The organism is Pseudomonas sp. C2B4 (genome assembly GCF_013359695.1).
Lineage (GTDB): Bacteria > Pseudomonadota > Gammaproteobacteria > Pseudomonadales > Pseudomonadaceae > Aquipseudomonas.
Map to the genome: position 1 here is coordinate 134,572 of NZ_JABFMU010000005.1, position 23,883 is coordinate 158,454.

24 protein-coding genes are annotated in these 23,883 nt (G+C 56.7%); 9 read left to right on the top strand and 15 right to left on the bottom strand.

The window, feature by feature from the left end; translation table 11 throughout:
• Positions 1-92: 92 nt before the first annotated feature.
• The 3 genes from aguB to HNQ83_RS06140 all read left to right on the top strand — a co-directional run bounded on the left by aguB (position 93) and on the right by HNQ83_RS06140 (position 2,542).
• A complete protein-coding gene (gene aguB, locus HNQ83_RS06130; protein WP_175388122.1) occupies positions 93-971 on the top strand; it encodes an N-carbamoylputrescine amidase in 879 nt (292 codons plus the stop codon).
• Between the two features lie 5 nt (positions 972-976).
• Complete coding sequence (gene aguA / locus HNQ83_RS06135; RefSeq protein ID WP_175388123.1) at positions 977-2,083, top strand: agmatine deiminase; 1,107 nt, start codon at positions 977-979, stop codon at positions 2,081-2,083.
• Positions 2,084-2,329: 246 nt separating this feature from the next.
• Complete coding sequence (locus HNQ83_RS06140; RefSeq protein WP_175388124.1) at positions 2,330-2,542, top strand: hypothetical protein; 213 nt, start codon at positions 2,330-2,332, stop codon at positions 2,540-2,542.
• Between the two features lie 196 nt (positions 2,543-2,738).
• Here HNQ83_RS06140 and HNQ83_RS06145 read toward each other — a convergent pair whose 3' ends face one another.
• Entirely contained in the window at positions 2,739-4,832 is a 2,094-nt protein-coding gene (locus HNQ83_RS06145; protein ID WP_175388125.1) for a TonB-dependent siderophore receptor, read from the bottom strand.
• Positions 4,833-5,273: 441 nt separating this feature from the next.
• Between HNQ83_RS06145 and HNQ83_RS06150 the strand changes: the two genes are divergently transcribed.
• The gene (locus HNQ83_RS06150; protein ID WP_175388126.1) at positions 5,274-6,560 is read left to right on the top strand and encodes an OprD family porin; all 1,287 of its coding nucleotides are present in this window, start codon (positions 5,274-5,276) and stop codon (positions 6,558-6,560) included.
• A gap of 107 nt (positions 6,561-6,667) precedes the next feature.
• On the opposite strand, the gene HNQ83_RS06155 is transcribed toward HNQ83_RS06150, so the two are convergent.
• From HNQ83_RS06155 to HNQ83_RS06165, 3 genes are read right to left on the bottom strand one after another with little or no spacing between them, the layout of a single operon-like run.
• Positions 6,668-8,245, bottom strand: a complete 1,578-nt coding sequence (locus HNQ83_RS06155; protein ID WP_175388127.1) for a M48 family metallopeptidase — start codon at positions 8,243-8,245, stop codon at positions 6,668-6,670.
• A 12-nt stretch (positions 8,246-8,257) separates the two neighbouring features.
• Positions 8,258-8,623 carry a hypothetical protein gene (locus HNQ83_RS06160; RefSeq protein ID WP_175388128.1) on the bottom strand — a complete coding sequence of 122 codons (366 nt, stop codon included), beginning with the start codon at positions 8,621-8,623 and terminating at the stop codon, positions 8,258-8,260.
• A 39-nt stretch (positions 8,624-8,662) separates the two neighbouring features.
• Positions 8,663-10,003 carry a CHASE2 domain-containing protein gene (locus HNQ83_RS06165; RefSeq protein ID WP_175388129.1) on the bottom strand — a complete coding sequence of 447 codons (1,341 nt, stop codon included), beginning with the start codon at positions 10,001-10,003 and terminating at the stop codon, positions 8,663-8,665.
• Between the two features lie 380 nt (positions 10,004-10,383).
• On the opposite strand from HNQ83_RS06165, the gene HNQ83_RS06170 reads away from it, so the two are divergent.
• The 4 genes from HNQ83_RS06170 (at position 10,384) to HNQ83_RS06185 (ending at position 13,039) form a co-directional block, all read left to right on the top strand.
• Positions 10,384-10,602 carry a 4-oxalocrotonate tautomerase family protein gene (locus HNQ83_RS06170; RefSeq protein ID WP_175388130.1) on the top strand — a complete coding sequence of 73 codons (219 nt, stop codon included), beginning with the start codon at positions 10,384-10,386 and terminating at the stop codon, positions 10,600-10,602.
• A complete protein-coding gene (locus HNQ83_RS06175; protein ID WP_175388131.1) occupies positions 10,599-11,255 on the top strand; it encodes a DsbA family oxidoreductase in 657 nt (218 codons plus the stop codon). Before HNQ83_RS06170 ends, HNQ83_RS06175 begins: the two co-directional genes overlap by 4 nt.
• Before the next feature lie 42 nt (positions 11,256-11,297).
• Positions 11,298-12,008, top strand: a complete 711-nt coding sequence (locus HNQ83_RS06180) for an SDR family NAD(P)-dependent oxidoreductase (RefSeq protein WP_175388132.1) — start codon at positions 11,298-11,300, stop codon at positions 12,006-12,008.
• A gap of 377 nt (positions 12,009-12,385) precedes the next feature.
• The gene (locus HNQ83_RS06185) at positions 12,386-13,039 is read left to right on the top strand and encodes a hypothetical protein (RefSeq protein WP_175388133.1); all 654 of its coding nucleotides are present in this window, start codon (positions 12,386-12,388) and stop codon (positions 13,037-13,039) included.
• A gap of 247 nt (positions 13,040-13,286) precedes the next feature.
• Here HNQ83_RS06185 and HNQ83_RS06190 read toward each other — a convergent pair whose 3' ends face one another.
• The 8 genes from HNQ83_RS06190 to HNQ83_RS06220 form a co-directional block, all read right to left on the bottom strand.
• Positions 13,287-14,174, bottom strand: a complete 888-nt coding sequence (locus HNQ83_RS06190; RefSeq protein WP_175388134.1) for a hypothetical protein — start codon at positions 14,172-14,174, stop codon at positions 13,287-13,289.
• A 92-nt stretch (positions 14,175-14,266) separates the two neighbouring features.
• Positions 14,267-15,415 (bottom strand): tyrosine recombinase XerC, encoded by a 1,149-nt coding sequence (xerC, locus tag HNQ83_RS06195; RefSeq protein WP_175388135.1) that lies wholly within the window; start codon positions 15,413-15,415, stop codon positions 14,267-14,269.
• Entirely contained in the window at positions 15,412-15,792 is a 381-nt protein-coding gene (locus HNQ83_RS31570) for a DUF4224 domain-containing protein (protein WP_372241876.1), read from the bottom strand. Before HNQ83_RS31570 ends, xerC begins: the two co-directional genes overlap by 4 nt.
• 37 nt (positions 15,793-15,829) lie before the next feature.
• Complete coding sequence (locus HNQ83_RS06200) at positions 15,830-18,532, bottom strand: toprim domain-containing protein (protein ID WP_175388214.1); 2,703 nt, start codon at positions 18,530-18,532, stop codon at positions 15,830-15,832.
• An 8-nt stretch (positions 18,533-18,540) separates the two neighbouring features.
• Positions 18,541-18,786: a hypothetical protein gene (locus tag HNQ83_RS06205; RefSeq protein ID WP_175388136.1), complete on the bottom strand. Its 246-nt coding sequence runs from the start codon at positions 18,784-18,786 to the stop codon at positions 18,541-18,543.
• 75 nt (positions 18,787-18,861) lie between these two features.
• Complete coding sequence (locus HNQ83_RS06210) at positions 18,862-19,227, bottom strand: hypothetical protein (RefSeq protein ID WP_175388137.1); 366 nt, start codon at positions 19,225-19,227, stop codon at positions 18,862-18,864.
• Complete coding sequence (locus HNQ83_RS06215) at positions 19,224-19,703, bottom strand: YmfL family putative regulatory protein (protein WP_175388138.1); 480 nt, start codon at positions 19,701-19,703, stop codon at positions 19,224-19,226. Before HNQ83_RS06215 ends, HNQ83_RS06210 begins: the two co-directional genes overlap by 4 nt.
• Positions 19,704-19,732: 29 nt before the next feature.
• Positions 19,733-19,945, bottom strand: coding sequence for a DNA-binding protein (locus HNQ83_RS06220; RefSeq protein WP_175388139.1), 213 nt, complete (start codon positions 19,943-19,945; stop codon positions 19,733-19,735).
• An 84-nt stretch (positions 19,946-20,029) separates the two neighbouring features.
• On the opposite strand from HNQ83_RS06220, the gene HNQ83_RS06225 reads away from it, so the two are divergent.
• Complete coding sequence (locus tag HNQ83_RS06225) at positions 20,030-20,380, top strand: helix-turn-helix domain-containing protein (RefSeq protein ID WP_175388140.1); 351 nt, start codon at positions 20,030-20,032, stop codon at positions 20,378-20,380.
• Between the two features lie 347 nt (positions 20,381-20,727).
• Here the strand turns inward: HNQ83_RS06225 and HNQ83_RS06230 are convergent, their stop codons facing one another.
• The 3 genes from HNQ83_RS06230 to HNQ83_RS06240 all read right to left on the bottom strand — a co-directional run bounded on the left by HNQ83_RS06230 (position 20,728) and on the right by HNQ83_RS06240 (position 23,881).
• Complete coding sequence (locus tag HNQ83_RS06230; RefSeq protein WP_175388141.1) at positions 20,728-20,985, bottom strand: ogr/Delta-like zinc finger family protein; 258 nt, start codon at positions 20,983-20,985, stop codon at positions 20,728-20,730.
• A gap of 66 nt (positions 20,986-21,051) precedes the next feature.
• The gene (locus HNQ83_RS06235; RefSeq protein WP_175388215.1) at positions 21,052-21,945 is read right to left on the bottom strand and encodes a phage portal protein; all 894 of its coding nucleotides are present in this window, start codon (positions 21,943-21,945) and stop codon (positions 21,052-21,054) included.
• Positions 21,842-23,881, bottom strand: coding sequence for a terminase large subunit domain-containing protein (locus tag HNQ83_RS06240; RefSeq protein ID WP_175388142.1), 2,040 nt, complete (start codon positions 23,879-23,881; stop codon positions 21,842-21,844). Before HNQ83_RS06240 ends, HNQ83_RS06235 begins: the two co-directional genes overlap by 104 nt.
• Between the last annotated feature and the right edge of the window lie 2 nt (positions 23,882-23,883).

The following is a 23,883-nucleotide window of genomic DNA, read 5'->3' on the forward strand; positions in this document are numbered from 1 at the left end:
TCAAAAGCCGATTTTTATCGGCTATAAAGTCGCCAATGTTTGGGTGTGGATGAGCCATGCCCGACCGTCAAGCACTTGCCCGGAGATGATTCATGAGCCGTATCGTTACCGTTGCCGCCACCCAGATGGCCTGTTCCTGGGACCTTGAAGGCAACATCGAGGTCGCTGAGAGACTGGTCCGTGAAGCCGCCGCCCAAGGCGCGCAGATCATCCTGATTCAGGAGTTGTTCGAGGCGCCGTACTTCTGCCAGAAGCCGAACCCGGACTACCTGCAGCTGGCGACGACGGTGGAAGACAACGTCGCCATCAAGCATTTCCAGAAAGTCGCCAAGGAACTGCAAGTGGTGTTGCCGATCAGCTTCTACGAGTTGGCGGGCCGCGCGCGCTTCAACAGCATCGCGATCATCGACGCTGACGGCAGCAACCTCGGGATTTATCGGAAAAGCCACATTCCGGACGGCCCTGGCTACCACGAGAAGTACTACTTCAACCCGGGCGATACCGGTTTCAAGGTGTGGAACACCCGTTACGCGAAAATCGGCGTGGGCATCTGCTGGGACCAGTGGTTTCCAGAGGCCGCGCGCAGCATGGCATTGCAAGGCGCGGAAATTCTGCTTTACCCGACGGCCATCGGCAGCGAGCCCCACGACAAGACCATTTCGTCCCGTGATCACTGGCAACGCGTGCAACAGGGCCACGCCGGCGCTAACCTGATGCCGCTGATCGCCAGTAACCGCATCGGCAACGAAGAACAAGACGGCTACGACATTACCTTTTACGGTTCGTCGTTCATCGCCAACCAGTTCGGCGAGAAGGTGCAGGAACTCAATGAAACCGAAGAAGGCATTCTGGTTCACACCTTTGACCTCGACCAACTCGAACACATCCGTAGCGCGTGGGGCTCGTTCCGTGACCGTCGTCCGAACCTGTACGGCGCGCTGAAAACCCTCGACGGAACCCTGGAGTCCTGATCGACATGACCACTTTAAAAAGCACCCCTCGCGCAGACGGCTTCTACATGCCGGCCGAGTGGGCACCCCAGACCCAGACCTGGATGATCTGGCCCGAGCGGCCGGACAACTGGCGCCTGGGCGGCAAACCGGCGCAAGCCGCGCACGTGGCGGTGGCCAAGGCCATTGCGCGCTTTGAACCGGTCACCGTGGCGGTTTCCGCCGGCCAGTACGAAAACGCCCGTGCCCGCCTGGACGTGCCGAATATCCGCGTGGTCGAGATGTCCAGCGACGACGCCTGGGTCCGGGACACCGGGCCGACGTTCGTCATCAATAACAGCGGCGAAGTCCGTGGCGTGAATTGGGACTTCAATGCCTGGGGCGGTTTCGACGGTGGCCTGTATTCGCCGTGGAACCGTGACTCGCAGGTGGGCGGCAAGATCCTCGAGATCGAGCGCAGCCCGCGCTACCGCACCGAAGGCTTCGTGCTCGAAGGTGGCTCGATCCACGTCGATGGCGAAGGCACGCTGATCACCACCGAAGAATGCCTGCTCAACCGCAATCGCAATCCGCACCTGAACCGTGCAGAAATCGAAGCGGTGCTCAAAGACAATCTGGCTGTGGATAAGATCATCTGGCTGCCGGACGGTTTGTTCAACGACGAAACCGACGGCCATGTGGATAACTTCTGCTGCTACGTACGTCCGGGCGAAGTGCTGCTGGCGTGGACCGACGACCCGCAGGACCCGAACTACCCGCGTTGCCAGGCGGCGATGAAAGTGCTGCAAAGCAGCACCGACGCCAAGGGACGCCCGTTCACGGTGCACAAAATGCCGATTCCGGGGCCGCTGTACGCGACCGAGGAAGAGTGCGCCGGCGTCGATCCGGTGGACGGCACTCAGGAGCGTAATCCTTCGGTGCGCCTGGCCGGTTCCTACGTGAACTTCCTGATCGTCAACGGCGGCATCATTGCACCGAGCTTCGACGACCCGCTGGATGGCCCTGCCAAGGAGATCCTGCAGTCGCTGTTCCCACAGCATGAGGTGGTGATGGTGCCGGGGCGCGAACTGTTACTGGGTGGCGGCAACATTCACTGCCTTACCCAACAGCAGCCAGCGCCGCACAAGGAGTGAGTGAGCCCGTAACAGCCTGAGTTGATTGCGAAAAAAATCAGGCAAACGTTTTCGTTCCTCACCGTGCACAGAGCCCGCATTCCATAAGGATTGCGGGCTTTTTTGTATCGCTTTCTCAACAATTCAGACACGTTGGCATAGCTCTTGTATCGCTTCTTGGGCAACACAGGGAGGGGGAGAACTTAGTTGTTCTGTCATAAACCTTGGATAAGTTAGGCCGCTCACAAACCAGGAGAGAGCGCTGAAATGAACGCCGAAGTAAATGTGGTGAGCGAGCGGGCGTTGCATCCCCTGGCGGTAAATAGCGAATCGCTCCAGATCCTGGCGCACTGGTTCAAGTCCAATGGAACGCGTCAGATCAGCGAGACTGATCCGCGCCGGACGATGATCGAGCGCTACCCCGCTGGTTTATTCAGCGAAGCGGAACTGGATGCGTTGTGGGATGTGATGGAAGGATAAGAAGAAAAACAACGGATTGATCAAATAAAAGCGCTGCCGGGATGGCAGCGCTTTTTTTATGGACAAAGAATTCCCGGTCAATGTTGTCCACTGTGGGAGCGAGCCTGCTCGCGAAGGCGGACTGACCGTCAACATTGAAGTTGAATGTTCTGGCCTCTTCGCGAGCAGGCTCGCTCCCACAGGTGGTATTCGGTGATTAGAAGCTGTAGGTACCGGTCACCACCACGCTACGCGGCTCCCCCGGCTGAATCTGCGCCGCGCTGGTGGCCGACGAGTAATAGGTCTTGTCGGTGATGTTGTTCAGCGCCGCGCGCAAATCCCAATCCTTCTGGCGGAACCCGGCCAGCGCGTCCCAGCGGCCATAACCGGGCAGTACGGTGGTGTTGAGGTTATCGGCATAACGGTCACCCACCAGGGTCAAACCGGTCTCGGCGTACCAACCCATTTCCGGTTTCCAGGTCAGGAACAGGCTGCCGTTATGCTTGGCCACGTTGCTGATGCGCTTGCCCTCAAAGCCATTGTTGTCCTTCTCGACCGTTGCGTCCTGCACACCCACGCCGCCACGCACATACCAGTTGCCGGCGATCTTGCCGGTGGCGGTCAGCTCGATCCCTCGGGAACGTTGCAGGCCGGAAAGCAGGGTAATGGTCGGGTTGTTCGGGTCGCTGGTGCGGCGGTTGTACAGTTCCAGTTCATAGATCGCCAGCGTGGTGCTCAGGCGATCGTCCAGCCAGTCGCTCTTCACGCCGATCTCTTTCTGCTTGGTCAGCTCGGGACTGAGGTCGTTGGTGTTACCCGCGGCGCCCGGCGTGATACCGATCAAACCACCGCCAACCGGCGAGAACGTCTTCGACCACGAGGCGTAGAAGGAGTGATTCTGCAGCGGCGTCCAGACCAGTCCTACACGTGGGCTGGTGCTATGGCTGTCACGGTCTTCGGAAATGCCCCGCAGCTTGTTGGTCGACTCGATGTCGAACGTGTCGTAGCGCAAACCGGAGAGCAATTGCCATTGATCGTTCAGTTGCAGTTGATCCTGTACATACACCGCGCGGCTTTCGACTTCGGTATGGGAACTGCTGTTGACCTGCATGCGCCCCGTGTGGCGCAAATCGCGATTGGGATTACTGAGGTCCAGCGACGGTACAGGCGAGCTGCCCGGCCCGCTGGTGGCCGCGGTGTACAAAGTCGGATCGCGGCGCTGGCTGCCGATTTCGAGTCCGGTCAGCAGGCGATGCTCCAGGCCGAAGGTATCGAATCCGCCTTCCAGCTCAAGGTTGTTGTAGATATTGCGGGTGGTCAGGTCCTGCTGCCAGCGCTGGCGCGTGACCCGGTTGGTCGCCGGGGTGTAGCCGGTCAGGTAGGTGTTGTCGAAATCGCTGTTGAGCTTGAACACGCCCAGGGTCTGGCGCAGTTGCCAGTTGTCGCTGAGTTCATAGGTGAGTTTCGAGCGCAGGGATTGCGATTTATCGTCGATGAAATCGTGCTCGCTGCCGTAGGTCGTATCGCGGCCAACGTCAGCGGGGCGTCCGTTTACCCCGGGGATACCGCGATCCGGCGTACGGTTGTAGCGGCTGTATTCGTACTGCACCAGCCAGTTCAGGTCGGGGGTCAGTTGCCAGCTCATCGATGGCGCGAACAATTGGCGGTTGCCGCTCACGCCATCGCGGAAGCTGTTCTGGTCCATGTTGCCCATGTTCAGGCGCAGGCTGATGTTCTCGGAAGGGTCAGTGCTGAGGTCGGCATACAGGCTGCGCAGATCGTCGCTGCCACCCTGGGCTTCGAGGGTCGAGCGGCGGCCGAATTCTGGCAATTTGCTCACCCGATTGACGATCCCGCCCTGGCTGCCGCGGCCGTACAACACCGCGGCCGGGCCTTTGAGCACGTCGATGCGTTCGATGTTGTGCAAATCGCGCACGTACTGGCTGTCGTCGCGGATGCCGTCGAGATAGAAATCGTTGCTGGCGTCGAAGCCCCGGATGCGCAGGCTGTCGAAGCGGGTGTCAGCGCCGCTGCTGACGTTGGGAATGCCGCTCAATGCAGTGCCCAGGTCGTTGGTGCCGTAATCGACGACATTCGCGGTTTTGATCGAGTCGATGGCTTGTGGCACGTAGCGTACCGGCGTGTTGGTGCGGGTGGCAGTATTGGTTTCCTTCACGCGCGGGTCATCTGCCTCAGTTTCGGCGCTGATGGACGTGGCAGGTAGCGTGGTGGGTGCAGCGTAGGAAAAACCGGCAGACAGCAAAGCAGAAAGCCCAAGACTGTAGGGCAAAACGCGAAAAGGGGCAGGCATTGAAGAACGCATCCGTAGATTTTTAGGGGTGTAGCGAGACGGCGCGAATGGTAATGCTTGCTATTTACTTTCGTTAATTATTCTTGGGAAGTTCCCTCGCTGGAGTGTTTCTAATTGTGTCGTGATTGTTACTTTTGGTTTGTGTCGTTTGAATCAACCGAGGGAAGAGACGCGGGGAATTGAATTTTTCTGCTGCGTAAAGTCATTTCTTAGACGATTTTTGCCTACTTACAGACGATTCATGAAATTGACACATCGTCGAGGGCGCGGCTACGATTCGGCCAACGCCTGTGGCAGACCGCCATGACCCTAAAACAATAAAAAGGCCCGCCACGAGAGATCGTGGGCGGGTTTTTTTGTTTGCGGAATGAAAAAAGAGCGCGATAGTGCCGTTTCAGTCGTTCGACACAGCGCGTTTCAACCCGTAATAAGGAAAACAAAATGTTGAACAAGCGAATCAGCCTGATCGCTCTGGGGATTTTGAGCGCTTCACAGGCCATGGCTAACGACCAGGCCGAATCCAAGGGATTTGTCGAAGACAGCAGCCTCAAGGTGCTGCTGCGCAATGCCTACATGAACCGTGATTTCAAGGATGGCAACGACGATAAGTCCGAGTGGGGCCAAGCCGCCATCGGTACGTTCTCGTCCGGTTTCACCCAAGGCACCATCGGCGTGGGCGTGGATGCCTTCGGTCTGTACGCACTGAACCTGGAGCGCAGCGAAGACCGCAGTGGCGCACAAGGTATCGACTTCTTCAAAAAGGGCGCCAGTGGCGAACCGGCTGACGACCTGGCCAAGGCAGGCGCCGCCGTCAAATTCCGCCTGTCCAGCACGACACTGACCTACGGCGACCAGATGCCGGCCTTGCCGGTGCTGAGCTACGACAACGTGCGTCTGCTGCCGGAAAGCTACACCGGTACTCTGATCACCTCCAAGGAGATCAAGGGGCTGCAACTGGACGCCGGTCGCTTCACCGCCGAATCGCGTAAAAGCGCTGAAGGCCATGACAGCGGTGGCCTGAAGTCGATCAACGTGTTGGGCGGCAGCTACCAGTTCACTGAACAGTTCAAGGCGTCCCTGTACGCCTCCGACGTCGAAGACGTGCTGAAGAAGCAATACGTAAACGCCAACTACGTGTTCCCGCTGGCCAAGGATCAGTCCCTGACCCTGGACTTCAACGGCTACCGCACCAAGCTGGACAGTTCCTATGTTGAAGACGTCGGTGCAACCGGCGACGACAACAAGATCTGGAGCCTGGCAGCCGTCTACGCCACCGGCCCGCACTCGTTCACCCTCGGCTACCAGCGCAGCACTGGCGACAGCAACCTGGGCTACCCGTACGGCGGCTACCAGAAAGACCAGAACCGCATCGGTGACGGTGGCAACACCATCTACCTGGCCAACTCCTACTGGTCCGACTTCAACGCCGAAGACGAACGCAGCTGGCAACTGGGCTACGGCCTGGACTTCAGCACCTTCGGTGTTCCGGGCCTGAGCTATAACTTCGCCTACGTACGCGGTGACAACATCACCACCTCCACCAGCGAAGGCGGTACCGAGCGCGAAATCTTCAACCAGTTCAAATACGTCGTGCAAAGCGGCCCGGCCAAAGACCTGAGCGTGAAACTGCGCAGCTCGATCCTGCGCGTGTCGCAGAAGTCGAGCGAGTACAACGTCAGCGGTAACGAAGTGCGTGTGTTCGTGGATTACCCGATCAACATTTTCTGATGATCGGTTGCGATATCGAGGCCTGATTCAAGGCCGGGAAAAAAGAAGCCCCGACTGGTTCGGGGCTTTTTTGTGGGCTTCTTGCCTCGATGACGGCGACCTGCCCGTCAGGCTTTGGCGGGCGCCAGCTTTTTGCAGTTTTCCTTGCGAGTTGGATATTGCTCGCACTTTTGCAGCACCGTCTGAACCTGAGTGGCATCCTTGAGTTGCTGGTTGGCCAGCAGCTTTTCGGTGATGAACAATTCTTCCGATCCCAGGTTACTTTCAGCTTTATCGATCAGAGCCAATGCCGCTTGAGCCTCGCCGCGCTTGAGGTAGTAACCAATCATCAAGTCGTAGATCGACGGCCCGGCGAGCGACCAATCCTTGATTGACTGAAGATCTTTCAGCGCCTCGGCGCTTTTGCCTTGTGCAAGATGCACGGCGAACGCAGCGCGCCGAATGCCAGGCTGGTCCTTCACGGAAGAAGACAGCGCGCGCTGGCTAAGGACGTCGGCTTCATGCACCTTGCCTTGCTCCAGCGCGTCAGTCGATGCATAGGCATCCTTGTAAGCCTGCATGGCGGCAGCCACCGGCGCTGCATCGCGGATTTTTGGCCATCCACGTGCATCGACCCGGGCTCGACGTTCCTGACGGTATTCACGTTGCAGGTATTGGCGCAGCTCCTCGTCGCGGTCTGTCGGTGACATATGTGCGCGATTGAAATATTCGCTCGTCGCGGTGATACCGGTGGTCAGGCCCTGATTGACCAGTACATCAAGTTCTTTGGTCAGGCTGGCGAGATTGAATTGCTCCAGCGACTGCTGCATGGCGTCCTTGCGGGCACTGAGAAAACTACTGAGCAGCGGCTTTTGCTTACCCTGGAAATCATTCAGTCGCTGCAGGCTGTAGCTGGCAGCCCGGGGCGCATATCCGGCGCGGATCATCAGATCCGTGCCGAGCAAATCGGCCTGATCTTCCTGAGCGCGCCCCCAGGCCGTACTCCAGATGTTGTCCGAGAAGCTGTTGGCCAACGCGGTAAACAGTACGGTGTTGCCGATGGTTTTTTGCGTACCGATCGGATCCTTGTTGATCAATTTCATTGACCCGGTGCTGCGGTCCACGCCAGCGTTGGAGGCCATCGTGGCAAATACCACCGTGGAGGCGATGTTGGTCATCAGCTCTTTCTGCTGCTGGAAGGCTTCCGTGCGCTCATGATGGCGCAGCAGCACATGACTCATTTCATGGCCGAGCATGGCGGCGATTTCATCTTCGCTCTCGACGTTATCCAGCATGCCCAGCGGCACGAACACGTTGCCGAACGGATCTGCCGACGGCCCGAAACTGTAGCTGTCGGTGATCTTCACGCGCAGTGTCGGCATCTCGCCGGGCCAGCTCTTGGACAGTCGGGTCACGATGCCCTGCAAGTAGCTTTGCAGCATCGGGATGTCCACCAGATTTTGCTGGTGTAGCTCGGAGGCGGGGATGGTCCGGCCGTCGTAGCTCAAGCGCTGCTTGCTTTGCTGCAGCGGGTCGAGTTTGTAATGCTGGCGAACTTCGGTGTTCTCGACATACTTTCCCGCGACTCTGGATTGAGTCGAGGGACCGACGAGGTTCATCAATGCATCGTTGGCGCCATGGATGGTGTTGCAACCGCTGAGCAACGAGCCGGACAGCAGGCCGAGCGCCAGTAGAGACCTTTTCATCTAACGCTCCCCTTACTGTTTGCTGCAGCCCGCACCAAAACCAATGGTGGAGTTGTTTTGGCTGTCGACAACCTTGCTGCCCGGCATTTTCTGGCAAGGCAGTTTCACCAGTTTGCTGGGGTTAAGGCGCAGATCCATGGTATCCAGCCAGACTTTCCGGCCCGCCAGCTCAATCTGCACCAACTCCAAAGCCTCGTTGTATTGCAGTACCGGCAGGGCGGTTTTCGGGGCGTCCTTGAGCGGCAACTCGCGTTCGAGTTTGCCTTGTTCATCGAGCAACGCGATCGGATCGGCAAGAAACGCCTCGACCGTCGGCGTCGCTGACCAAACAGCCTGGCTGAACAATGTGGTGAGTAAAAAAGCGGCTGCTTTGGTCATCCTTGATTCCTTTTTATTAGATGGAAAATGTGTGGGCGATCACTTCTCGTCCGCGAAGAGTGCTTCGAATTTTTCGCTGAATATCGCCAGCGAAAGCATCAGCACGGCAAGCACGTTGACGGGCGTGTAGTGGAGTTTATGAAGCAAGTAGCTCAGTAGACCGAGCACGGTGGCCACCAGCGCAATGGGTATCAAGAACAAAATCAGAGCGCGTAACCTGCTGACCTTGGGCTCGGCAAACTCCAACCCCGAATGGCGCTGCTCGTGCAGGGCTTTAAGGAGTGCAATCAGCCCCAGCAATGCAAGCTCCGTCAGATCGAGCCAATTGATATTGGAATTCAGCAGGTCGGCCGGCTCGCGGTCATAGTTCATGCCCTGTGTGACGAGGTTATCCAGCGCCATGGCGTGCAAGTAGATACCGGGGACCTGGCCGTGTACCGGCGACTCAACCAGGTCACCGGTCGAGGTGATGTTTGCACCGACCAGCACCAGTCGATCTCGCAGCAGTTCGGCGAGCAGGGCACGGTCTTGCGGCGTGCTGACCTCCAGATCACTTGCCGAGAGCGTGAAGTTGTAGAGGCAGCGTGATTGTTCTGCGCCCGCCATCTTCCAGAAAATCGCCTGAAAAAACGCCTTCAGCATCTCGGCGTAGACGTTGCCGGGCGCTGAGCAATGACCAATATCGGCAATGCGCATCTGCTCCGGTGCCAGATTGATCCCCCACTGAATGGCGATGGGCGGGCTCTGGACCGCAGCTTGAGTATCGCTGGGGAGATCAGCGCAGGAATGCGATTGGCAGTATTGGCGATAGAGCAAGAGCGCTGGCGTTTCCATCGGCCCAAGCGGCATTTCGACCGCCAGAGGATATTTATCGCCAAATCCGCTCCACGCCACCAGCGCAGGGCTGCTGACTTCGGCCAGATTGGCCAGCGTGTTGGCCTGGCCCTCTTCACCGCGTACCTGGCCGGTGTTGGCCAGCAACAGCGCAATGCCCTGATGGCGATAGCGTTCGAAAACGTTGGCCAGTAACTGACTACCCTGGGCCGGGTCGCCCAGGGAGTGATCGTGGCTGTACATCAAATCGACGAACACCGCTTTCGGCTTGTAGGCCAGCAAGCGTTTGAACAACTTGCTTTGCTCGTCGTAGGGCATCGGCCAGTGCGTGTTGTTGCGCATCAGGTATGCGTCGTCGATCAGAATCACCGCGACTTGTTGCTGTCCCGTGCGTTGGTATTTGCTGGCGAATACGCGATTCAACCATTGGGCCGAAGCGTTGTTGCTTGAACTGGCAAGCCCGAAGGGATCGAGCAGTGCCATGGCCAGGACAAGCACTCCGAGCACAACCTGCCAGCGAGAAAACAATGGTGATCTGGCCGGCATCCCTGGCTCGATATAAGCAAATGAGCCGACGTTTTAAGTGAATGTAACGGCTGATGTCAAGGTGCCATCTTTTTTGCTTGTCAGCTCGAAATATAAAAAGCGATTATCGATTCTGGACTTTGCATGTGCTGCGAACGTGTCGTCCGCGGCGACATGTTCCCAGGACGTGTCGCGAAAAGCGAGAAATTGCGACACGTTAGAATTCGGATTACGCCAGCGACCTGCACCTGGCAGCCTTGCTCTACGAAGCCTTTCAACTCATTACACCGCGTAACTAATGATGTTCCCGCCCCCACCTTTATCCCCTCCAGTGAACTCCCTACATTGAGCTCCAACGCCTCTCCCATCATCCCGACGGGAAGGTCACTGGAGATTCCTCAATGCCTTTCGTAAGCGTACGCATCACCCGCGACGGGGTTACCACTGAGCAGAAAGCTCAGGTGATCGCGGAAATCACTGAAACACTGGAACGCGTTCTCAACAAGCGCCCTGACCTGACCCACATCGTGATCGAGGAAGTCGACACCGATAACTGGGGTTACGCCGGGATCACCACCACCCAATACCGCAAGCAACTGTCGGAAGAGGGGCAGTCATGACGGCGTCGGTGACCATCGATTTCATCTCCGATGTGGTGTGCCCTTGGTGCGCACTGGGGGCGACGGCGCTGGAGCAGGCGATCGAGAACGTGGCGGGTGAGGTGTCGGTCGAGCTGACCTACAAGCCCTTCGAACTGAACCCGAACATGCCCGCCGAAGGCGAGAAAGCCGTCGAGCACTTGATGCGCAAATACGGACGCACTGCTGAAGACGTCGCTTCCGGCAAGAAAATGCAGATCGAGCGCGGAGCAGCCATTGGCTTCAAGTTCGACCTGGAGAAGCGCACGCACTTCTACAACACCTTCGACGCTCACCGTTTGTTGTTGTGGGCACTGGAAGAAGGGCGTCAGGTGGCGCTGAAAAAGATCCTGCTTCGCGCTTACTTCAGCGAAGGCCAGAACCCGAGTGATCAGCAGACGCTGGTGCGGTTGGCGGGCGAAGCGGGATTGGACGAGGACCGGGCACGGGAAGTGTTGATGTCCGGTGCCTTTGCCGAAGACGTGCGCGAGCTTGAAACGTTTTACCAGCAGCGCGGCATCAACTCGGTCCCGGCCATGGTGCTGAACGGCCGTCACCTGGTGACCGGCTCGCAGTCGGTCGAGTACTACGAACAAATGTTGAGACAAATGGCAACGGCCGCCGCCGAAGCCTGATTCATCGAATTTCAAACCCCATTATTGTTAGAGGTGTACATCATGAGCCATTCGAAAAAAGTCATCGTCATCACTGGCGCTTCCCAAGGTCTCGGCGACGGCATGGTCAAGGCCTTCCGTGAACTGGGTTACCAGATCGTCGCCACTTCGCGTTCGATCAAACCATCCACCGATCCGGACATCCTCACCGTGGCCGGTGACATCGGCGAACCAGAAACCGCCCAGCGCGTGATTCGCGAAGCCATCGCACGTTTCGGCCGCATCGACACCCTGGTCAACAACGCCGGGATCTTCATCGCCAAGCCGTTCACCCAGTACACCGCCGAAGACTACGCCAATGTGTTGTCGGTGAACCTCAACGGCTTCTTCTACATCACTCAACTGGCCATCGCCGAGATGGAGAAAAATGGCAGCGGCCACGTCGTCAACATCACCACCAGCCTGGTGGACCACGCTATCGACGGCGTGCCATCGGTACTGGCTTCGCTGACCAAAGGTGGCCTGAACGCGGCGACCCGTTCCCTGGCCATCGAGTACGCCAAGCGCGGCATTCGGGTCAACGCGGTGTCGCCAGGCATCATCAAGACCCCGATGCATGGCGAAGAAACCCACGCCGCGCTGGGCGCTCTGCACCCGGTAGGGCACATGGGTGAGATCGACGACATTGCCAACGCGGTCGTGTACCTGGACGGCGCCAAATTTGTCACCGGCGAAATCCTGCATGTCGATGGTGGCCAGAGCGCGGGTCACTAAGACCTGACGTTCCAAACGGCGGAAACAACAAAGCCCTCGTATTTCTACGAGGGCTTTGTTGTTGTGTGGCTGGCACCGGACTTCGCCTCTTTGAGCCACTCATTGCAAGACCCTGCAACGGCGCAGAGACGCGTTCCGTTATGCAATGGAAAAGGGTTAAGGCATCCCACATGACTTGGAGAGCCGTGAGCGCCTTTAAGGGAGCCGTCTGACATACGCCGCAAAACCCTGAATCGATCATTGATTTTTCCCTTAGCGCAGGGCTTGGGAGATGTCTTTTGAGGAATTCACGTGGTGTATTCGGTACTGCGTTACGTGCAGGTTTTTGTCGGTCAATCCGTCAGCAATATCTCGTCACCCGATGAAGGGGTGGCGTCATGAGTCGTGTTTTCTTCGACGTTGACCGCGCCTTCTGTATATCGCTTAGCGAGAGGACAGACAGGCGGGTGTTGTTCTGCCGATGTGTCGCTCCGCTGATTGAAAACCCCATCGAGTTTTTCAGTACGCAACGACATAGCGACCCCGTTCAAGGGTGCTATGAGTCGCATCAGTGGCTAGCCAAAGTGGCCTTGGCCGAAGGTTGGCAGAGGATTTTGATCTTCGAGGATGATGCCAGGCCCTACAATCTGCGCAGTGCTCAGGTCCGATGGGTGAATCGGTTTATCCGGACTCACCCGTTTCAGGCACTTCACTTGGGCTACAGCATGGGGCGCACGTGGATGACATGGTTTCCCTTCATTGCCCGGGGGAGAGTAGTCGCCCTGCACGCGTACATCATTTCTCGCGAAGGCTGTCGGATTCTGGCTGAGACACCCTACTGCGGCACGCCGGTAGATGTCTTTTTCAAGCGACAACTCAAACAACATTGTGTTTTCCCAATGCTTTTTCGCCAGCACGAGGCCGCTGTGACAGGCAGCGATATTGAGGCAGTTGCCCTGAATGACGATGAGTGGTGGGAGCGTAACTGGAGGAAGCACCGACGATCGGTGCTTAAAAATATCTGGCGAACCGTTTTACGACTGAGATTCTGATTTTGAACCCTACAGAAACAACAAAGCCCTCGTATTTCTACGAGGGCTTTGTTTTGTATGGTGCCGGCACCAGGAATCGAACCCGGGACCTACTGATTACAAGGGAGGTGCTTTATACATAAAAATCAATCGCTTATGGGTTTTCTTGTTACGCCGGGCTTCCGCGAAGTGCCTGGTGCCTGTAGCGCAAAACTCGGTTGTTACGCCGGAATCACCGGTAGAGTTTCATCAGACACAAAGACTCGAATCAGAGAATTTCCTTAAAAGTGTGGTCGCCGAGCCAAGCCATGGTCTCAATGGGTGGGTTAATGATTTCGATGGTAGTCGACTTTTTTCTATGCCAGAACCGCACGACGGCCGGTGACAAGTGAGGTTTACACGCCTCCTTCACGGTTTCTAAAGCGATTTCGGCACTAGTTTTCAAATGTGGACGTTCCGCATTTCGAACGGCTTCCCATATCGCCTCGAGTTCTGTCATGACTTTTCTCGCTAACGTATCAACAGGAAACTTTGAGTCTATTTTTTTTAGATCCGTTTTGACTGGTCCCCAAAGATCGCCACCTACCCGCAGCAGCTCATTCGCATCAAAAAAAAGGTGCAAAGTGTGCTTCGTTTCCCCTGCATTTCCGTGCGACTTGCTCTCGTATTCGACGATCCCGATAGGTGCACCACAGTGTTGAGAATAGTTTCTCAGCTTGTAGAGGAATCGATATGCAAAAACAGTATCGAATGCTGTGCTTGTGCGCTTCTGAAAAACTTTGAAGATCTCTGGGTTGTTAGAATATTGCCTCTTCAAACGTAGTTCAGTGTGATCCAGAAGCTGTCTTACAGCGGACAAAAAATTCAGAAAGTGCCTGTTTACATCAAGCTTGGCTTCTCGAGAAAGGGTTCGATGTTGACCTCGGCCAGGTACTACCTGACAAAGATCTTTCACGCATTCCTCAAAGGCAACGAGGTTTCTGCGAGCAATTTCTGTCAGTGAAGCAGCTTCATCGTGAGAGTGAAGATGCTCATGGGCCTTTCGGTACGCCGCAGTTTCCTCCGCAGTCAACTTGCGAATGGAATTAAATTCGCCCTGTCCTATGGCCATTATTTGCAACTCCTTTTCAGGTGTTGCTCCTTGTGTCCCTAACATTATTTGTGCCCACCTTGGCTGCCTGGCAACCATGACATTAGATTATGAAAAAAGAGTAAACCCTAGCTGGGCGACCTAATGCGAGCACCATTTTAATCAACCGAGGGTGATACGATTGGAAGACTATGGTCATAGATGTCCATCATCTTCGGATCCCGGTGACCGCTGGCTTCTTGCTTATCCGCACGGGTACCAGCAGTGTCAGTAATGCCACGGCGCTTAAGATCATGCAGCGCGAACCGCTCCTCTGGTTCGATAGTTCCATCGGCGATCGTCAAGGTAATGAAGCGTTGCCAAGCGGTGTCGAGGCTCGTTTTGCGAAGCCGACCCCCATGGCTGGCAACGATGATAAAGCGCTTCGAAAGGGCGATCGGGATCGGTGTTTTCCTGCGTTCCCATGTCCTGGCACGCAGAGCCTTTGCACCATCCCAAACGGCGCGTAGCCGCGGAGTCCAACGAACAATATTGTCTCTACTACCCTTGCGCCGATTCGTCAGAATCCCTTCTTCCAGCTCGTTGGCATCTGTGAGCGTCACGACCTCGATGCCGCGTAACCGGCACAAATAGGCCAGCTCCATCACGCTGGCCAAGTACTCCGGACAACTACCAGGCTCATTCCGAGCCAGACGCCCACGGGCAGTTGCGCGATCGAATAGAACGGCCATCACGTTGTGCCGTGGCAATCGGCGTTGCTTCCGTTCGATCGGGGCCTCGATGCCCAGGGCAGGGTTTACTTCCAGGAATCCACGATTACGCCCCCACTGCAGAACACGGCGCAGGTATCGAAGCGCGTGAGCGGCCTTTGAGGGCGTACCCTCATCTGCGAGCCGATCGACAATGCGTTGCACCAGGGCGGCAGTGAACTTCTTCACTGCCAGATCGCCCAGCGGCTTGCCCAGTTTGGTTGGGATATTGAGCACCACATCTCTGGAGTAGCAGTAGTCGTCGTGAGTCTTCGGCGCGAGCTTCTTGTAACGGTCACTCAGGTGGAATTGCTCGCAGACGTAGCGAAGGGTGCCACGGTCGACATTGGACCTTTCGTCCATGATCCGATGAAGTTCGGCCAATGAAACATCTGCAGGCGCGACGTTCTTGCGGCGTTGCTTTCCGGTTTCGTCGTAATGAAGGGTGTACCAGACTCCGCTGCCGCGATGGTCGAAGTAAATGGCCGCCGGGAGAGCGGCCTGATCGATATGGGCAGGGATATGGGGATTGTGCTTACGCTTCCTTGCTCGCCTCATAATATGTCGGAGTCGTACCTTTCAGCGCTGGCCGCCGTGACGCCGCCAGCATGATTAATCAGATCAAGGGTTGTCCAAGGACCTGTCCGCCCCCGGAACAACCGAACGCCCTGGTCGATCAGTGATCGCTCAACGTCCGATCTGCGCTGATAACCAGTTATTTGTTGCAGGTCTTGAAAGGTCAAAACACCAGGTGTTGCTTGAGTCACAGCACAGCCCTCGAACCTGAATGTTCCCGTGCCTGATGGCAAAGTAGTGTAGAGCCGGGTACTGCTGGAAGCGAAGTAGAAACCATAGAGTTTGATTCTGGAGCTCTGTTTCCCAGTTTCCGCGCCCAGTCGCTGAGTTGCAGGATAAGTAGGGCTTGAAGGGCACACCGGTCACAATCGTTGATAACTTGGATCTGCATCGCTGTTACTCCCGAAAGATGAAGCAGCGCATGGTGGAGGGGATGTGGGTAGTTGGGGCCATGTCCTGCTGTCGGGCACGGATAACGCTCTCTACCCGCTTCTGGGTATCTAGGCACTGGTGAGCACGGCAGTCTTTGAGCAGGCGGCGCAGCACGGCCAAATCTGGGATCCGCTGGCGGTGTTCAAGGGCGACTTCGGCAAACTGGTTGAGATTGATGGCAATCACGCCGGCCTTCTTGCTGTGATTGACCAGTGGGGCAGCAGGCAGCGACTCGAGGTAGTCGAACACCTGCCAGAACTCGTTCACTTCCTTCGGATCGGTACTGATCGCCGCTTGGCGTTCGTTGGCCGCTTTCTGGAGATACTTACGGCATGCCTGGAGCATGTGGTCCGGAATGGCGATGACGAGCTGCAGGCAATCGAGCAGTGCCAGCATCATGCTGTGGTTCTTGATGACTCGATCGGATGACAGGTTACGACTGGCCCACAGCTCGGCGCGGTACTTGGGATACAGCTCAGCGAAACGCTTGAGAACCAATGGCTCGGCGCGCATTGCCTTCAACATGAAATGACTGACGTGATCCAGTTCGGTTTGGACGATCGCATCAGCCGCCTTGCGGCTTTCATCAGTGATCACAGGCTTGAGGAACGGTAGTCGGACGATACGGCTGATGATCGCTTCGTGGCCGGTAACAATCGCGTTCTGGGCGATCACGATGGAAGCGCGAAACGGCGGTTCGTAGGTGTCGTTGCTATTGGACTTTACGCCCCGGGTACGCAGGGTGCCGCCACCGTAGAAGTCCTTGAACTGGTCCCACTCGAAGGCTTTCGTATTGTCCTCGTTGGTGTTTCGGTCAGCCTCGAGGAGCACCAATGGTAGGTTTGCCACCTGGCCCATGGCCCGGCTCAGACCCGAGAACGAGCTTTTGGCCGGGTCGAAACCCTCATAGATTCGCCCGAACAGTTTCCACAAGAATTTGATCAGCGTAGTTTTGCCCGAATCGGGCTCGCCGGACATCTCCAGGAACGGGAAACTCTCGTGCTCTGCTCGGATCTGCTCGGCGAACAGCGAGCCAAACCAGTAGGTGAGCGCCAGAATGCCGTTCTCGCCAAAGCAGGTCCAAAGGTTAGGCAGCCAGTCTTCGCGATAGCCCTTGGCGTCCAAGGCCGTCTTTAGTTTCACCGACTTCATTAGACACTTGACCCGCTGCTTGCCGAACTCAAAAAAATCCTCGTCGTTGGCCTTGTAGACAGACCCACTGTGGATGGTGATGTCATTAAAGATGTAGGCCTTGTGGTCCCGGCTGTAACCCAAAAAGTCGATGGTTTCGACGGTCTTCAAACCATCGGTTTGCCGAATGATGATCTGGTCCAAGTGTTTTTGAGTGCCGAGCCAGGTGGCGCCGGAGTACATCAGACGGGTCTTGAATTCGCTGCTCGAGGAGATCTGTTTCGGCGTGAAGGTGTAGTTCTCACCCTCATCGTCGTGGATGCCAGCCACGTGGAAGTAAAACCACGCCTCGTTGGTGACGTCGTTCACTTGCTTGTACAGCGCCTCGAAGCGGCAGTTGGCCAATAGCTTTAGCCCGCAAACGTTCTGCAGCACCTTGCGGCGTGCAGCCTTGTCGTTGAGTTGCTGCTCATTGTGATCTTCGCTTGTCGCCAGCGCCTTTTGTTCCTCCTCGAGCTTCGACAAGTCGAACTTGGCCCAGTAGGTTTGGTTGCTGAAATTAAACGCGAACTCTGGAAATCCTTCGTCCCAGGTGTACATCAGCAACGCCTTTTCCTTCGGCGACGGAGCGAGGAGCAAATCGCCCTCATGACGCGCAGCATCCAGATCCCGTTTGCGCTTGTCGTTGCGAGACTTACCTTCTTCCTCGAACTGCCAGCGCTGGTGTAGGTCGTTCCAGTCGACTTTTTTGTCCCGTTGGGGAATAAGTGCAGCCTTGCACTTGAAGCCCATTTCGCGCGCCTGTTTTACCCAACGCAGCAGGTAGCCACGGGCTGTTGGCTCGTTGTCCAGAGCCCAGACCAGCGTGGGCAAATTACCCGGGCGCTGCTCGTGCAGTTGCTTCAATGCCTCGATCGGGAAATTCACACTCGACATGGCTGACACAGCATTGACTGCGTTTTGCACTAGAGCGCTGGCATCGAAGATGCCCTCAACAATCCACAGCTCTGTGACGGTGGCCAAGTCCACACTCGGGGGGCACCACCATTCTCCCTGAGCGCTGTATTTCGGCTTGAAGCGGGCTTTCATCTTGCCGAAGCGGGCAGGGCGATCGATCAGGCGTTCCCAGTAACCACCGTTTGGCAGGACGAAGCGAATCGTGGCGCTGGACTCGTTCGTTTCGTGGTTGACGTAGTTCTCTTGTGTGAACCAACCGGTCATATTCCCGGCGTTCAGGCCCCGGGCGAATTCCAAGTACGCTCGGGCGGTTAAGGTCGGGTCGTTGTCCGTTGCCGGTGCTCGCTTGCTCCAATCTTCGAACAGGTCCTCATAAAGTTCTTTGACGTGTTCGATGTGGCCGCAGCGCTCTGGACGACCACAGCGGATCTGCCAGGGTTTGTCGTGGCGAGCGTACAACTCTTTCTTATTGCATGCGGGGCAGACGCCACCCCGCATGTAGTTCGTGCCTGCACGTAATTTCAGGCCGAAGTCGTCTTCCAACCGCTGAAGTACTTGTGTGCGGATATCTTCATTCATCATGAGTGTTACTTCGCTGGTTTAAGGCTGAGGCCAAGGCTGTGGGTGAGGGCGCCGATCAGGTGTTTTTGAGCGGCCATCACAGGGCTATTGGCGAGGATTGATCCGTGGCGCAGGCCATCCGGAATCAGGCGGTATTGGTCTGCGTACCAGAGATCATTGAGGCTGAGTCGGTATTGCTCGCGCAGGTTGGCCAAGAGCGCTTGAGCCTGATCGGGCGTCAGTTTTGCGTTGATGTTCATGGCGTTTTCCATCGTCAAACCTCAATTCCGGGCGCAGTTCACCCAAACCCACGGGATGTGTGGGACAGGCGAGTTATTGGGTGGGTGTTACGGTGCGGCTATGCGGAAACGGCCGTTGTCCGGTGCATTGAGAATGCGTTCGTAGATCAGGCTGACCGGCACGGCCCAGGTGTTACCTGTGGCAGGGTCAATGATGACTGTGTGGGTGGATGTGCTGTTGAAGATGTCCAATCGCTGACGGTTGCGTATCTCCGACATGTGGCTGCACGCCAGATGCACCAGCCTTTCAGCGGTCTGGGTCAGCACGTCATAGTCGCTGACCAGGTGCTGTACGGCCCGGTCGAACAACTGCTGATCGTTGCCCAGGTGTTCGCATTGGTGTCGCTCCAGGAACGCAAGCGCGGCGGCTTGGAGCATGTCCTGGTATTCCTGTACGGCAGGCAGGTTGGTCATTTGGATGTCTCCGACTTCGATGCGTGCAGTTGGATAACTGCAAGAACCTCGGCATGCCTGGCGGCCAGGTGAAGAGTCTCCGCTTGTAGGATCGTCTCGGCTTCGACCTGATTGATGATCCCGTCCTTCAATGCCTCGGCAATCAGCTGATCCACAGTGCCTTTCTTGGCGGCAGCCTGGACGCATCGGGCATACATTTCGACGTTATCGAGCGATTCAGGCTCGGTCACCGGGACGAACATGCCGCCGTACATCGATGCGATGTATTCAGGCAAATGGGTGGTGCCGGCTTCCAGTTCGAGCAGGTAGATCTGAGCGTCAGTCAGTGGGCGGCTGTTGTTGTTTTCATAGGCGTGGTTGTCGAACTTCTTCAGCGCCAATCCGATTCGAGCTGCTGCGCATTCACGTCCACCTGGGTAAGTGCAAATGATTGCACTGACGACCTGTCGCCGGGTCTTTAGAACGATGTTCTTCATCTTCTGCTACTCCCTGTGGGTCAGTGCCATTACTGTTCGATCACGCCGTCTTTGATGCCAAGCAATACGGCGGCGCGATGTGCCTCCCCACGGCGACAATGGCTCTGGCCACTCAGCACCGCGTAAACGGTGCTGGCGTTTAGATCATGCAATTTGGCAAAGTCTTTCGCGGATTGACCGCGCTTCTCTAGGGCTTCACGCGCTTGTTTGCGGGCTTGCTCAGTGATGCATGTGTTGGGCATAGTGCAATTCCGTGCAGTTTCATGTGGTGTGGAATGCACAATGATGCACTTCGGTGCATTTGTAAATATCAGAGATGAATTATTTTGCACCTTTCCGAAGAGATAGGCTCCCGACTGCAGGAAGAACGAAAGCGATGCGCGAAAACTCAGAACGAGCTTGCGGATGCATTGGGAATAGCCAAGCGAACGCAAGCTAACTACGAGTCTGGAGCTAGTGACGCGACGGCGTCGTATTTGAGCAAAGTCTCGATTCAGTTCGGTTTTGACGTCCCGTATATTCTGAATGGTGTGCGGACAACACTGTCCGAGCATGCTCTCAGTGACGTCGAAGACATGCTTGTTAAGCAATATCGAAGCATTCCGGAGGATGACCAAAAAGCTATCCGCCGTTTTCTCCAAGCGATGGCGGATGACGCTGCTAAATATCAGAAATAACCATTCGGACAATCAGAGATGTCTGATTCCCTCAGCACGCTGGCTCACTAACGTGGATTCAACAATGCACTTTATGGAGCAGTAGCATGTTGAATGAAACAAGCGGCACCCTTGTCGATACGGACGCTTTAAGGAACGAGCGACCCGTGTTCACCCACGTTGAAAGTCATTTGATCGACACCTACCGGCGGTTGAGTGCTGATGATCGGAAACAAGTTTGGCGCCTCGCGAATTTGCTAGCAGAACATCCAACTCTGTTTGAGTGCAGGGATACCCCATAACCGTTCTACTCGAAGTAAAAAGCCAACTGAAATAGTCGCCGACGCTAATGCGTTGGCGGTTTGTACCTACGCAACCGCCTGCGATCCCAACTGCTCAAACAACTCCCGTTGCTGCGCCCTGGGCATGCCTCTCAAACGATCGAACAGCATTCTTTCAAATGACTGCGCCGAAGGGCTCAGCGTGTGCGAAAACGTCAGATTTGCGACCCACGTGTGCCCGCATTTTGCGTCCAGGCATTGGCAGTAGAGCTTCGCAAAATCGACGGAAAGTTCTTCTCTGGAAGCAATGCGGCCCTTATGTCCGCATTTACATACAACTCGCATTGTGTCCCTCCCCAGGGGCAACTTGTCGCTGCCATACTGCCACAATATGTAGTGGTAATCTCTCTTCTAGGTGCTTGATGTAGTGTTATCAACTGTTTTTGTTGCTGTTCTCCAGGTGAATCGCCTGTCTTCGCGTAGCGAGTCATTCAGCTGGTTGAACAGCTGGCAAATCGGTCGTATTTCGTTGCTGGTGTAAACGCGATCGATCTTCTCTATGTCGCCAAACCCGCCGTTGTTTTCCGGAATGATGCCGGCCAGCGCGGGATTCATCCGCCAGGCGGCGATCACATCGTTTCGCGTGATGTTCTTCACCTTCTCCAGCTCGTCCTTGGCCTGAAAATCACCCACCGGGATGATCTGAATCGCGTTCTCCTTGCCATTGGGAATGTTGACGAACATTGAGCGGAAGTTGCCTACGCCCTTGCTGGCGCTGATTTGGGCGCGCAGTTCCTCTTCGTCTTCCTCGGTCAGGTCCGGGTCGTTGGTGTAGAAGATGTATCCCGCGTGCGCACCGTTGCTGTAGTAGCGCCGACGGAACAAGGTTGCGGCTTCATTGAGCAGCAGCGCCTGCAGGCCGCCCAGGTAGTCCGGCACGCCGTAGATGTTCTGTTCCACGTCGTAGTCCAAGACGTGAGCGATGTCGTCCTGGTCAAATTCCATTTCCTTGTTGTCGGGCAGCAGCATCACGAACCCGCCATCTACCTTGACCCGCATGTTTATTGCCGGCAGGTGCTGCAGCTCCAGGACCTGGCCGAAGGCGTTTCGGTCGCGGTAAAAATAGCCTTCGCCGAAAACCATGTAATCCAGTGCGGCCCGTCCCATGGTTTCCGTGCTGCAGCCGGCCGAGGGGATGAACTCACGCAGTAGCAGGTTGCGTTTGAACTTGGGAATGGCGCCGTGGTGTGCGTTGGCACGCAGCAGTTTGGCCAGGCCGGCCCGCGATACGGGGGGCTTGTAGATTTTGCCGTCGTCGCTGGGAAATACGCCCACGTACTCGCCGATGTTGCCCGACAACACTTGTTCCGGCTCCCCGAACGTAAAGGAGCGCATGGGCTGTTGCGATCGTTGAACTACCTGGGGCTTTCTGCGTTTGTTGGCCATGGCTACTGTGGGTACTCGTGACATAGCGGCTGCGACGCCGCTTGTTGGTGTTGAGGGGTTCGTTGGCCAGGGCGTGCATCACCGCCCAGGCGATATCGGCGTGGCCGGTGGCATCCGTTCGGGACGCGCTGTAGGTGATTTGACCGCTGGTAGTAGCGCCGCGCTTGATGGTCAGGAACGCCTGAGCGATGTCCGTCCAGCCGGCATCCCATTCGATGCGGCTGCCTTGGATGGTGTCCTGGGCTTTGAGTACCAGGGCGTTTTTTGCCTCGAGGCTGTAGTGAATCGGCGTCGCCTTCGCATAGAAATCGCGCACCAGGTCGAACACCCCGTAGCCCACGCCGGTGACATCGATGCCGATGTGCTGCACGTTGAAGCGCTCGGTCAGTTTCTTGACCTGGGCGGCCTGGTAGGTGAACGAATGCCCACGCCAGCTGTGCTTTTCCAGGATGCGGAATTTCGCCCCGGGTTCGAGCGGTGGCGCGATGACCACACACGTGGCGTCGTCGCGGGTGCGGCTCGGGTCGTAGCCGAGCCAGACCGGACTGTTGCCGAATGGGCGTTCCAGCTCCGGGTTGTAGTCCTCCCACAACGACAGATCCGAATAGCAGCGCTCCAGATCCTTGAGGCTGAAGGCGCTCTGCGTGCTGTCGATGAACTTGCAGTAGAACAGCTGCTGAAATTTGTCTTCGTCGTACTCCAGCTGCAGCTGCTCGAGGTCGAACAGATCGCAACCGCCGGCGATCGCGTCGTCCAGCGTGATCGTTTTACGCCACTGGCCATCGGGGCAAAGCGCGCCCTGGGTATAGGCTGTTTCACTGGGCCACACACCGCCGATCTTTTTGCCGCGCTTGCTATTGCGGAATTCTTCGCCCGACCAGAATGGGTACGCCTGGTGCGACACCGCGCTGGGCGTCGAGAAATAGGTTTTGCGCCATTTCTTATGTGTGCCCATGGCGCTGGCCACAGTACTCAGTTTCTCGAAGTCGCGGATCCAGAAATATTCGTCCACGTAGACGTGTCCGTGATAGCCCTGGGCGGTGCTGCTGTTGGTGCTGAGAAAGCGCAGTTCGGCACCGTTGCTGAGGGTAATGGGGTTGCCGGTCAGCTCGATGCCGAACCACTGCTGGGCGAACTGGATGATGTAGCTACGGAAGATTTCTGATTGCGATCGGCTGGCGGATAGGAACACCTGGTTATCGCCGCTCAACACGGCGTCCATAAACGCCTCGCCAGCGAAGTAGTAGGTCAGGCCCACCTGGCGGCTTTTGAGAATGTTGCGGACCCGTCGCGTCAACGGGTTTTGCTTCGCCTCGAACAGCTCCTTTTGATAGCCGTACATCTTGGAGATGAACTTATCCAGGAAGTCGACTTCGGTCAGGCCGCTGATGTCGTTCTTGGCCTTCTTTTCGCGTTTCTTGCCGCCGCCTTCGCCTCGTTCGCGACGTTGGCCTGGTGAGCGTTCCCGGGATTCGTCGGGGCTTTCAGAGGGGGCCGCCGGCGCCGGCTTAGACGTTTGCTTGATCAGGCGCTCGCGCAGCGTGGTCAGACGCTCCAGCTCGTCCAGTTCGCCCTTGGTCAGCGTGTCCAGCTTCTCCAGGATCAAGGTGATGCGACGGCTGACCGCAGTCAGTGGTTCTTCATCCGTCAGCATTTCGTCCCAGCATCCTTGGCGGATCCAGTAGTAGACGATTCGGATGTTGGGCAGCTTCAGATGCGCCTGGATTTCCTTTACCGAGCAACGGCGTAGGTATAGGCGTTTTGCAGCTTCTTTGACTTCGCTCGGGTAGTTCATGG